Origin of the sequence: Ruminococcus sp. RTP21358st1_G6_RTP21358_211008, assembly GCF_040908885.1 — a bacterium.
In the GTDB taxonomy this organism is placed as follows: Bacteria; Bacillota; Clostridia; order Lachnospirales; family Lachnospiraceae; genus Blautia_A; species Blautia_A faecis.
In genome coordinates this window covers 40,929-53,745 of sequence record NZ_JBDGDM010000015.1, presented here as the reverse complement: position 1 = coordinate 53,745, position 12,817 = coordinate 40,929, and the positions used below count along the sequence as shown (strand labels likewise).

The following is a 12,817-nucleotide window of genomic DNA, read 5'->3' as shown; positions in this document are numbered from 1 at the left end:
ATCATGAGACAGGAGTTTTTCACTTAAAGGCACCGGAAGACTGGCTCAATGCTTCAAATAGATTTATATATTTTAAAGGCAGATTTCCCTGAAAAAAGTCGTAAACTAGAAATAAAAAGAAAGCTGTGAAACAAAATGAAACGAATTGATTTTGAAAATGGCACGGTAACCAGAAATATTTTCAGTGCTGCAATTCCCATGCTGGTAGCGCAGATACTCAGTCTTTTATATAATATTGTAGACAGAATCTATATCGCCAGAATCCCTGAAGTGGGAACTACAGCGCTTGGCGCAGTCGGCTTATGTTTCCCGTTAATCGTGATTATCACTGCCTTTGCCAATTTGTTTGGCAGTGGCGGCGCGCCTGTTTTTTCTATAAACAGAGGTATGAAAGACAACCAGAAAGCGCAGGAGGTGATGAACACTTCCTTCACTATGGTGTGCGGAAGCGGAATTATTCTGATGATAGCTGGTATGCTTTTTGCAAGACCTCTGCTGGTACTTTTTGGAGCATCTGAGGATGCTTTGGTTTATGCATATCCCTACATGATAATCTACCTGATCGGAACGGTTCCATCCATGATCGCCACAGGAATGAACCCGTTTATCAATGCACAGGGATACGCGACAACTGGTATGCTTTCTGTAGCGATTGGTGCAGTCGCCAATCTGATCCTGGATCCATTATTCATTTTTGTGCTTGGTTTTGGAATCAAAGGAGCAGCCATTGCGACTGTTCTTTCCCAGTTCCTATCAGCTGCTTATGTACTTCTTTTTCTTGAGAAAAGAGCGGAAATGAAAGCTCGGCTTTTGAAAAAAACAGAGCTGAAAAGCTGCAAAGAAAATGCAAAAAACATTGTCAGTCTTGGTACTGCAGGTTTCATTATGCAGCTGACAAACAGCCTGGTAACCATCTGCTGCAACAATGTTCTGGGAGTCACCGGAGGGGATGGTTACATATCGGTTATGACGATTGTATCCAGTGTACGTCAGATGGTAGAGACTCCGATCTATGCCATGAACGAAGGTACTTCCCCGATTCTCAGCTATAATTACGGAGCCAGAAGACCGAAACAGGTGCGCAAGGCAATGGTGACTCTGGCAGTGATGATCCTGGTTTATACAGCTGTTATGTGGAGCGTGATCATATTTGTTCCGGACTATCTGATCGCTGTTTTCAGCTCAGATAAGCTTCTGATAAAGGATGCAGTTCCGGCACTGAAGACCTACTTTGCAGCATTTATTTTCATGGATCTGCAGTATATCGGACAGACTGTTTTCAAGTCTTTGAACAAGAAAAAGCAGGCGATTTTTTTCTCACTTTTACGGAAGGTTTTTATCGTAGTGCCGCTGACATATCTGCTTCCTTATGGGTTTAAGATGGGAACTCACGGAGTGTTTATGGCAGAGCCGGTCTCCAATGTGATCGGGGGAAGCTTATGCATTATCACAATGCTGCTGATCGTGCTGCCGGAGTTAAAGCACATGGAGAGTAATTGCTAGAGCGTGTCCTCGCGCATTTTGCTTGGTGTTTTCCCAAAATAATCTTCAAATAAATGATAAAAATGGCTGATGTTTTCGTACCCTGTCTGGTTGGCAATCTGCTTAACCGGCAGGGTAGTTTGCTCTAATAGCTGCTGCGCATACTTCATCCGAACGTCCGTCACATATTGCTGGAAGGTTTTGCCTCTGTATTTTTTCAGAAGAAGATGGTAATAATTCCGGTGGTAGTGAAATTTGGCTTCCAGCTGGGACGTGGTGACAGTGGCGTAATTCTTCTGGATATAACGTTCCAGCTCGAATAAAAATGCTTTTTCCCGGCTTTCCTTACTGTCTGTGTGAAGCTGAATGGTATAGTCCTCGCACAAATGATGCAAAAGCCGGATCATCAGCCCTCGTTTCACCTGTTCATGTCCAGCCTCTCTTGTCAGATCTTCTTCCAAAAGGCGCTCCAGCAAAAAGTCAGCGTTAAACGTTTGTGTCTGTTTTAATTCCAGGAAATTTTGCTCCTTCTGTTGATTCCAGAGTGCGTGAAAAAGGAACTGTTTCATTTCATCTATGCCATCGTAGCTTCGAAGAAGCTTTTCCAGATAATCCGCCTGTACCTGGAGAAAAAGAACAGCGGCATTCTGGGATTCAATATAATCTGCATGTTCACAATTACAGTCAGTAATAACAAATTCGCCCTGCTCAAATCGTATTTTTTCACCAAACAGAACCTGGGTAAAGCTGCCCTCGATCACATAGAAAATTTCAACATACTCATGCTTGTGAAACCATCCAAGCCGCGGAAATTCCCTGTGAACCAGCCTTCGTCCGGCTGGGCTGATACTCCATTCTGTTCCATCCTCCTGATAGACAACCAGAAGTGTGGAAAGGGCGTCTGCGACTTTCCGGCAGTTGGCAGAGGAAAGAGAGGATTTGTTTTCATAAAAGGGCAAATCGTCATACTCGTACTGTTCTGGAATGCTCATGTAATGTTTTCGGATGTGGCAGATTCGTTCGGGTAAATCGTTGTAATAATCCATTTTGTTTCCATTCCTTCCTTAACAAAAGAATGTTGTATTGAAGTGGGATAACATCAGGGAGAAAAGGTTGTTGTTCCGGTTATTCGTGCATTTCGTCTTTGTTTCACAGTATATCATGTTATTTGGTTCTTGTCTGTGAGTGAGGGATATTTTATTATAAAAATAAAGTTAGAGTTCATTTCCAGGAAATCATAGAAAAGGAGAACCAAGTTATGCGAAATCAGAACATTGACCAGGGATGGCAGTTTAATCATGGCACATACGAGGGGCTTTACAGTGCGCCCAAGGAAAAAGAAAACCGTATAGTGAATCTTCCCCATGATTATATGATCGAAAGTGATCCCACTGAAAGCGCAGCGGCAGGTCCGGCCAGTGGTTATTATACTGCGGGTGTGGCGTGCTATACGAAATATATTATGATTCCAGAAGAATGGGAAAATGAAGAGATATATCTGCATTTTGACGGTGTAATGCTGAATGCGACGGTAGATATCAATGGCGGAAAAGCGGCGCTCCAGCACAATGGATATATCCCGTTTTCTGTAAACATTACACCCTATATTTACTTTGGAAAAAAGAACCGCGTTACGGTCACCGTGAATCCCAGCATGCAGCCAAATTCCCGCTGGTATTCCGGTGCTGGAATCTTCCGGAGCGTGGAATTATGCCATTTTCCGAAGGTTCATATTGCCAATGACGGGATTTTCGGCTACACAAAAAGCATTGATTATGACAAGCAGGGAAAACCGGAATATGCCTATCTGGAGACCGCTGTGGAAGTGCAAAATGAGACACTGGAAAACAAAATTGCAGTGGTGGAGGTTTTCCTTACCAAGGATGGCAGCGATGAGATCCTGATTACCAGGAAGCAGAAAATACAGATCAATCCCAATACCACAGAAACAGCACATCTGAAGCTTACTGTAGAGAATCCGTGTCTATGGGATATTGATACTCCGGAGCTTTACAAGCTGCATGCCAGGGTTACGGATGTGGGAATTTTTAAGACTCATTTTGTACCTGCAGATCAAACTACTTCCGATGAAACTTCCGTATTATTTGGCATCAAAACCGTAACCGCAGATGTAAATCATGGACTGCGCATTAACGGAAAAACAGTGAAATTAAAAGGTGGCTGCATTCATCACGACAATGGAATGCTTGGCGCAGTTTCCCTTTATGATTCCGAGTACCGCAAGCTGTCCGTTCTGAAATCCATTGGCTTTAATGCCATCCGGACCACTCACAATCCGCCGTCTTCTGCGCTGATGGAAGCCTGTGACCGTATCGGAATGTATGTGTTTGATGAAGCCTTTGACGCGTGGGGAATCATGAAACAGCCTGGAGATTACAACCTGTTTTTTGACACGGACTGGGAAAAAGACCTGACTGCATTTATCAAAAGAGACCGTAATCATCCCTCTGTTATTATCTGGTCAACTGGAAATGAAATTACCGAGCGTGGCGGGCTGAACAATGGATATACCGTAGCAACAAGACTGGCCGAAACAGTCAAAGGGCTGGATCCAAGCCGCCCGGTATCTAACGGAATCTGCTCTTTCTGGTGCGGTCTGGATGATGAATTGACAGAAGAAAATATGAAGAAAATCATGGGGGAAGCTGCAGATGAAAACGGCTCCTTACAGAATGAGGATGGAAATGCTTCTGCGCAAAATGTGGGGGAAAGTGGCTCTGTGCAGAATGTAAATGAAAGCAGTTCCCTGCAAAATGCCGATGGCGGAAAAGATGACACCAGTTGGGAGGAATATTCTGAGGCATTTACCAACGGTCTTGACATTGTAGGCTACAACTACATGGAAGATAAATATCCTCTGGATCACGAAATGTTCCCGGAACGAGTAATTTTAGGCTCAGAAAACTATCCAAATGAGATAGGAATCCGCTGGCCAATGGTAGAAAGCACCCCATATGTGATCGGAGATTTCACCTGGACTGCATATGATTATATCGGGGAGGCGGGCATTGGCAAATCCGTGTTCCTCGATGCGGATGATCCTCTTCTGAAAGAAGGTCCATATGCATTAATGTCTCACACTTCTTCTTATTCATGGCGTCTTGCCAATGATGCGGATGTGGATATTAACGGAAGAATTCTTCCACAGGGAGCCTACAGAAGCGTTGTTTGGGGAAGCAAAGAGACTTATCTTTATTCCTATGATCCGTCTGTTTTTGGAAAAACAGAGCTGATCAGCCGCTGGGGATTTACGGATGTAAAGAAAAGCTGGAACTGGAAAAATGCAGAAAATTCATCGGTACAGGTGGCGGTTTTTTCCAATGGTAATACTGTGGAAATCTTGCAAAACGGTGCTTCTGTAGCAACCTGCAAAGCTGGTGAAAGACTGGCTGCCGGATTACCGGAATCCTTCCTTTTTGATGTGAAATACGTTCCTGGAAAATTGGAAGCAGTTAGCTATAAGGACGGCGAAATCCTTTCCAGAGACACGTTGGAAACCACCGGCGCAGCTAAGAAAATCCAGCTTCATCCAGAGAAAACCACACTGACAGCGGATGGACACAGCGCAGTTTATGTGGGCATTGAACTGGTGGATGAGGAAGGAAGACATGTGCCGGATGAGGATATAAAGGTAACCGGAAGCATTGTAACAACTGCAAATTGTGAGAATTCTGTAAGTGATGGGCTGGCTAAAACTGCGGAGACATCTGCTAGATCTGCGGCATATCTGGCAGCCTTTGGTTCCGCAAATCCGGTAACGGCGGAGAATTATACCAAGGGAACATTTACCACCTATAAGGGTTATGCAATGGCGATTATCCGTGGCGGTTATGCAGCAGGAAGCTGCACACTGAAGATAAGTGCAGAGGGACTTGAGGACGCGGCAGTAACATTAAATATAACAGAAATGACAAAATAAGATGATGCCAGGGACGATAGAATTATTGTTCCTGGCATCTTTACTGGAAGATAGTAAAAAGGGCTTTAAATGTACAATTTTTTGTGTGAAAAATTGCAAAAGAAAGATTCGCATAATTCAAAATATTTTTTTATGAAAATTTGTACAAGGGAATCAGAAAAAGTGGCATTGATGTTGTCGGTTATAAAAATGTACAATAATAACAGTTTTCCAATAATATATTAGAAAGGCAGATTATAAAAATGAAGCAGATATACAATCCTTATTTACCACTAGATGAATACGTACCAGACGGCGAACCTCATTTATTTGACGGACGGGTTTACATTTATGGTTCCCATGATCTGGCTGGCGGAGAGGCTTATTGTCTGGGTGATTATGTGACATGGTCAGCACCGGAGAATGACCTGACAGACTGGAGATACGAAGGCGTAATCTACAGAAAGGATCAGGATCCTTCAAATAAAGAAATGCACAGAGAAATCTGGGCACCGGATGTGGCGAAAGGAACGGACGGAAAATATTATCTGTTTTACTGTCTGGCCTTTTATCCTGAAATCGGTGTGGCAGTCAGCGATTCCCCGGCAGGCCCTTTTGAGTTTTATGGACATATTCATTACCCGGAAAATATAAAAAACGGAAAGACACTTTCGGAACATTTACCATTTGATCCGGCAGTACTTGTAGATGACGATGGAAAGGTATTTCTTTATTACGGCTTCAGCCCGGCTGTTCCGCTGAAAAAAGAGGGGGAAGATGGCGATATTGAAGGTGCCGAAAAGCTGGAATTCAGCGAAGGAGCTATGGTAGCTGAACTGGAAAGCGACATGCTGACGCTGAAAGAAGAGCCTCACATGATGATTCCAGGAGGACTGAAGGAAGGCGGAACCAGCTTCGAAGGTCATGGCTTTTTCGAGGCTTCTTCTATGAGAAAAGTAGGTGAAAAATACTATTTCGTATATTCCAGTAAATTAAGCCATGAACTGTGTTATGCAGTCAGCGACTATCCCGACAGAGAATTTACTTTCGGAGGCACTTTAATTTCTAACGGTGATATCGGATATGAGGGAAATCAGGAACCACATAATATGATGGGAAATAATCATGGCGGAATGGTGAAAGCAAATGGTCAGTGGTACATTTTTTATCATAGACAGACTCACGGAACAGAGAGCTCCAGACAGGGCTGCGCAGAAAAAATAACCATCCAGGAAGACGGCAGCATTAAACAGGTTGAAATGACCAGCTGTGGACTGAACAAGGGAGGGCTGTCTGATAAAGGTACTTATCCGGCAGCAATTGCATGTAATCTCATGGGCAAGGATTCCATTGGAAAAATCACTTATGGAGCATCTTTGAAAGACACACAGCCATATATTTTTGAAGAGAATAACGATCTTCATTATATTGCCAATATTGGTGACGGAGTGGTTGTAGGCTATAAATATTTTGCTGTTGAAAAGCTGTCGAAGGTTGTTCTGTGTTTAAGAGGTGATGCAGAAGGTGAAATTAAAGTAAGCGCAGATCTGGCTGGGAAAAGTGAACTTGGCAGCAGTAGATTTAAGCTGCAAGGTAAGGAATGGAATACGGTGGAAATTCCAGTAAAAGCAGAAACAGGAAAAACAGGATTGTTCTTTAGATTTGCTATAGATGGAACTGTGGAATTTAAGGAATTCACATTGAGTTAAGACTGTAATCAGTTAAATCGGGATTGTTATCTAAATAACACTGCCATGTAAACAATAAACATTTGTATAGAGCAAAAAGTTTCTTTGTGTACATCCATTCCTACATAAACTGTGTTATAATTTATTTGATGACCTCCATTTGTATGTGGTAATCCCTGTTGCTATTGATATTTTCAATTTATAGTATACAGGTAAATACACGAATCTGCAAAACGGAGGTCATTAAATATTGTCTAAATGACATTGACAATATAGTTATCTGGAAAGATATTATGGGGGATATTCAAATGATTAGCATTGCAGTGTTAGAAGATGAAGATGAGTTTGCGAAAACTTTGATGGGACATATTCATCAATATAGTATTGAAATGAATATACCGATAGAGGTCGAAAGATTCTATGATGGAATGAGTTTTCTGGATGAATATTCAGAAAAATACCAGATTGTCTTTATGGATATTGCCATGCCGAATATGAATGGAATGGAGACAGCAGAAAAACTGCGTAAAATTGATAAAGAAGTATGTCTTATTTTTGTTACAAGCTTGGCACAATATGCGATTCGTGGATATGAGGTTTCTGCCCTGGATTTTATTGTGAAGCCGGTAAGCTATGAATTATTTAAAATCCGAATGGAGAGAGCAATCTCGTTGGTTCACAAAACCGATTATTATACGATAAAGACTGCAGATGGGATAAGAAAAATTAATATCAATAATCTGATGTATATAGAAAGTAATAAACATTATCTTTATTTTCATACAACAAAGGACGTCTGCAGAATGCGAGGAACGATGAAAGAAATAAGTGAATCTTTTGAAAACAAAAGCTTTGCGTTTATAAGTGGTTCGTTGCTGGTAAATCTTTCTTATGTAGAAGAAATGTATGGGAATACTATTAAGATTGGAGAAGAAATATTATCTATAGCAAGAATGTATAAGATGAAGTTCAGAGAAAAATTAGCTGGATATCTTGGGGGAATATTCTAATGAATTGGAAAAGCTTGTTCGAAATCAATATTTATCATGGCTACATTTTTCAAATTTTACTGGCAGAGATTTTGTTCACATTTAAATTGAAACGCAGATCACATTTTTGGATAAGGGCAATTGTTGGATGCGTGGTTTATTGCTTTTTATCTATAATCATTCCTAATTTTATTGCCCGGTATACATCAGGCCTTTTTTCAATGATTATTTTTTTGCTTTCTGTTGGCTTGTGTGAAGCTTGTTTTAATAGCGGATTTAGAAACATTATTTTTTGTTGTGTAGGTGCACAGTTGACACAGAACCTGTCTTATAATATTGAAAATCTGATTTATCTGCCATTTGCAGAAAAAATTTCATATTGGGGATGGTTTTTAATATCAGTCGTAACAACATTTATCGTGTATATTGTATGCTATTTTCTCTTTGCAAGAAGACTAAACAGTGAACAACCAGCAGGTGAAAGAGGTGTAGGAGTATATTTGTTTTCTCTAACTACGGCATTATTTGCATACTTGATGCAATATTTAATGCAGCTTTATAAAATCGATGTCATCTGGGTGACACGTCCCCCGCTAATTCTTTGCTGTATTTTTGGATTATGTGTACAATTCGAATGGTTTGCATTGGAAAATAGAAGAGCAGAAAATATTTTTCTGGAACGTATGTTAGAAAAGGAAAAACGTCAATATGAGATAACAAAGACCAGTATGGATTTGATAAATATGAAAGCGCATGACCTGAAGCATCAAATTACAAGAATTAGGAGCATGAAAAATGCGCAGGATGATGAACTGGATAAAATTGAAAATGTGATCGATCAATATGAAATGAGCAGTATGACGGGAAATAGAACTTTGGATGTGATATTAGCCGAAAAAACGATGTTATGCAGAAAACACAATATCCAGATGACCATTATGGCGGATGGAAAGGCATTGGAATTTATGAGCACTGCCGATATAGCAGCATTGTTTGGAAATGCATTGGATAATGCAATAGAGTGTGAATACACGATTGAAGATAAAGAAAAAAGATGCATAACACTGGATATACATAAAAAGGGAAATATGCTGATTATACGTCTGGAGAATTATTGTCAGAATGAATTGAAAGCAGATACAAATTTTCCAGAGACATCAAAGAAAGATAAATATAATCATGGATTTGGACTAAAAAGTATTCATTATATAGCAGAAAAGTATGACGGTGTTGTCAAAATCGGCGTGAAGAATAATATATTTATTCTTTCCATACTCTTTCAAGTGCAATAGAAGACAAGATTTGCCAAATCGGTGAGAATATTTGCCAGAGCGAAAATTTGATATCCTTTCATGGTAAAGTAAGGAAAATAAACATGAAGGGAGAAGAATTTTCATGAAAAAGAAACACATAGGAAGATGGCAGCGTAGTTCTATCGCTGTACTCAGCATTCTGTTAGCAGCCAGCTCAGGTCTGACTGCTGGTGCTGTTTCATACAAATCTTTGATTTGCACTGCAATTGGGGGAGATATGTATAAAACAGTTGACAAGCAGCACTCTGAACCAGTTGTTCCTTATCCAACAAATGGAGAAAGCTTAGAAGAATGGAAGCAGGAAGCAGATGCTCTTGTAGAAGAGGTAGAGTCAGAAGGAATTGTATTGCTGAAAAACGAAGGAGAAGTGCTTCCACTTGCAAAGGGAAACAAACTCTCTTTATTTAGCAGATCTTCTGTTGACCTGGTATTAGGAGGTACGGGAGCAGGAGGAATAGATCCTTCCAAGACGGTTGATCTGAAAACTGCGCTGGAAGAAGATGGAGAATTTGAAGTAAATAATACACTCTGGGATTTTTATAAAACATATGATGGAAAAGATGGCTATATCCGTAGCAACGGAAGTTATTCAGGGGCATTACCGGAAGATATTTTTACAGCAGAGGTCCCACAAAGCGAATATACAGATGCAGTAAAAGCTTCTTATGCAGATTATAACGATGCAGCAGTTGTTGTGATCTCAAGAGTTGGCGGAGAAGGATCCGATATGCCGGCGGGAGATTTTGGAGACGGAACAAAATATCTGGCATTGCAAGAGCAGGAAAAGGAATTGTTGCGTTCTATTCAGGAATCAGGACAATTCAAAAAAACGATTGTATTGCTCAATTCTTCAAATGCACTGGAACTTGGATGGATGGATCAGAAAGAATATGGAGTGGATGCATGCTTATGGATCGGTGGAGTTGGTCAGAGCGGTGCAAGAGCAGTTGCTGATGTACTGGCAGGAAAAATAAATCCATCTGGTCATTTGGTAGATACCTATGCAGCAGATTCATTTTCATCTCCAGCAATGCAGAACTTTGGTGATTATACATATTCAAATGCAGATGAAATTGAAAAACAGATTGGTGGACAGAACAGTGGTACGAAATATGTTGTCTATCGTGAGGGAATTTATGTTGGCTATCGGTATTATGAAACACGATATGCAGACAGTGTGATTGATCCGGAAGGTACAAATGCAACATCTTCAGCAGGAGCCTATGTCGGGGAAACATGGAATTATGGAGATGAAGTGTGTTATCCATTTGGATATGGATTAAGTTATGGTACAAAAGATGGTCAGCCATTTGAACAGAAATTGGTTTCTGCAAAGGTAACAGAAGACGGCTTTGAAGCTGAAGTAAAAGTTACAAATACTGGAGATATGGCAGGAAAAAGTACTGTTCAGCTTTATGCACAGCAGCCATATAAAACAGGTGGAATTGAAAAGTCCGCAGTTCAGCTTGTTGGATTCGAAAAAACAGATGTTTTAGAGCCTGGCAAGTCAGAGACAGTTACGATTACAGCAGATAAAGAAGACTATTCCAGTTATGATTATAAAGAAGAAAAGACATATGTGCTGGATAGTGGCGATTACTATTTTGCAATTGGTAACAATGTGCATGATGCATTAAATAATATTCTTGCAGCGCAGGGCATGACAACCCAAAATGGCATGGATGAAGAAGGCGATGCTTCAGCTGTTTATCAGTGGAATCAGGCAGAAAAAGAGCTCTTATCCACTGCAGTATCCGGAGCGGAAATCACTAATCAGTTCGACAATGCATCTCTGGAATATTATGGACAGGAAACAGGATACCTTACAAGAAGTGATTGGAATACATTTCCGGAAAGTTATACGGATCTTGCTGCAACAAATGAAATGATGGCAGATATTGATGCTCAGGGAAGCTATGAAAGCAGTGGGCTTGTAGATAAAGATATTACAACAGGAAAAGATAATGAAATTGCCTTTGCATCTATGAATGGAGCGGATTTTAATGATGAAAGATGGGATACATTGTTAGATGAGCTTACCGTTGAAGATATGGTGAAAATGGTAACTGGATCCGGACTTTCTACCATACCATCCGTTTCATATCCAAGTATGTTTATGAAAGATGGTCCGCAGGGAAATAATATGAGAAGTTATGTTGAAGACGGAACATCTGCAACAGGATTCTGTGGGGAAGTAGTCCGGGCAAGTACATTTAATAAGGATCTGATTCGCAGGGCTGGAGACGCAATGGGTGAAGACTGGCTGAGAACGGATACAGAGGGTGCGTATACACCAGCAGTTAATATACATAGAACACCATATGCAGGACGTAATTTCGAGTACTATTCAGAAGATGGATTCTTAGCAGGTGAGCTTGCTAATGAGGAAGTTATTGGAATGCAGGAAAAAGGTGCCATCTGCTATATTAAACATTTTGTAATGAATGACCAGGAAACAAACCGTATAGGTATCTGTACATTCTCAAACGAACAGGCAATCCGTGAGATTTATTTAAAAGCATTTGAAAAAGCATTTGTTGAAGGAAAGACAAAAGGAACAATGGGTTCATTTAACAGAATTGGCTGTACATGGAGTGGGGCACATTCTGGATTGATGACGGGAATTGTACGTGGAGAATGGGGATCAACAGCAATTGTTGATACAGATATTGCGATTAATACTTCACTTCAGAATGTGGAAGCTGGATTAACAGCAGGAACAAATATGTGGGCAACATCTGGAAGCTCATTCTATGATTACACAATAGAAAAAGCAAAGAAAGATGGCGATTTGCTGGCGAAACTGAGAGAGTCTTGTCATATAATTCTTTATAATGTGGCAAACAGCTCTGGCGTGAATAATCTTTCACCAACGGCACAGATTAAAAATGCAATGCCATATTGGCAGAAGATTCTGACTGCTATTATAGCTGTATTAGCAGCTCTTGATGTGTTGGCAGCAGTATCATTGATTTATACGAGCAGAAAGAAAGTGAGTGAAGAAGGAGTATGAAAAATATCGGATTTTGTAAAGCGAAAGTGCTAAATCTTATCGTAGTAATTCTTGCAATTGCAACTTGTATTGTATATGGGATGGCAGATGCAAAAGTAAATTCTCCTTTTATTATTGCAATGTTTGCAGTTGCGGCAATCGTGGAATTGATATTATGTGTAAAAACATTTCCATATGTTGAGTATATACCGTTTCTATGCATATTAATTGGAATGGCTGCATTTATAAAACTTGCATTTGATGAAATTGGTGATGTACTTTCCAAGATTAATATGAACGGATTAAGTTCTTCATGGATCGCAAGTGCAGTGTTAATTGTAGCGACTGTAATCGCAGCAGCTGTTTCTACTGTGTTTGTAAAAGAAAATTAGGAAGGCATAAATATAATGCATGAGAATGAAAAAAAGGAAATC

The 12,817-nt window shown here is 40.3% G+C and carries 8 protein-coding genes; 7 read left to right on the top strand and 1 reads right to left on the bottom strand.

Annotated features, from left to right (window positions below; all coding sequences use genetic code 11):
• The first annotated feature begins 135 nt into the window (after window positions 1-135).
• Entirely contained in the window at window positions 136-1,503 is a 1,368-nt protein-coding gene (locus tag AB5Z12_RS08115) for an MATE family efflux transporter (protein ID WP_368357099.1), read from the top strand.
• Here the strand turns inward: AB5Z12_RS08115 and AB5Z12_RS08110 are convergent.
• Window positions 1,500-2,528, bottom strand: a complete 1,029-nt coding sequence (locus tag AB5Z12_RS08110; RefSeq protein WP_368357098.1) for an AraC family transcriptional regulator — start codon at window positions 2,526-2,528, stop codon at window positions 1,500-1,502. The two genes, AB5Z12_RS08115 and AB5Z12_RS08110, sit on opposite strands and share 4 nt — an antisense overlap.
• A 212-nt stretch (window positions 2,529-2,740) precedes the next feature.
• Here AB5Z12_RS08110 and AB5Z12_RS08105 point away from each other — a divergent pair, with 212 nt between their 5' ends.
• The 6 genes from AB5Z12_RS08105 (at window position 2,741) to AB5Z12_RS08080 (ending at window position 12,775) form a co-directional block, all read left to right on the top strand.
• The gene (locus AB5Z12_RS08105; protein WP_368357097.1) at window positions 2,741-5,422 is read left to right on the top strand and encodes a glycoside hydrolase family 2 TIM barrel-domain containing protein; all 2,682 of its coding nucleotides are present in this window, start codon (window positions 2,741-2,743) and stop codon (window positions 5,420-5,422) included.
• Between the two features lie 242 nt (window positions 5,423-5,664).
• The gene (locus AB5Z12_RS08100; protein ID WP_368357096.1) at window positions 5,665-7,110 is read left to right on the top strand and encodes a family 43 glycosylhydrolase; all 1,446 of its coding nucleotides are present in this window, start codon (window positions 5,665-5,667) and stop codon (window positions 7,108-7,110) included.
• 287 nt (window positions 7,111-7,397) lie between these two features.
• Window positions 7,398-8,099, top strand: coding sequence for a response regulator (locus AB5Z12_RS08095; RefSeq protein WP_178832144.1), 702 nt, complete (start codon window positions 7,398-7,400; stop codon window positions 8,097-8,099).
• Entirely contained in the window at window positions 8,099-9,370 is a 1,272-nt protein-coding gene (locus AB5Z12_RS08090; RefSeq protein ID WP_368357095.1) for an ATP-binding protein, read from the top strand. Before AB5Z12_RS08095 ends, AB5Z12_RS08090 begins: the two co-directional genes overlap by 1 nt.
• Window positions 9,371-9,473: 103 nt before the next feature.
• Window positions 9,474-12,404, top strand: a complete 2,931-nt coding sequence (locus AB5Z12_RS08085) for a glycoside hydrolase family 3 C-terminal domain-containing protein (RefSeq protein ID WP_368357094.1) — start codon at window positions 9,474-9,476, stop codon at window positions 12,402-12,404.
• Window positions 12,401-12,775: a hypothetical protein gene (locus AB5Z12_RS08080; protein WP_368357093.1), complete on the top strand. Its 375-nt coding sequence runs from the start codon at window positions 12,401-12,403 to the stop codon at window positions 12,773-12,775. The genes AB5Z12_RS08085 and AB5Z12_RS08080 overlap by 4 nt, the downstream gene beginning before the upstream one ends.
• Window positions 12,776-12,817 lie beyond the last annotated feature (42 nt).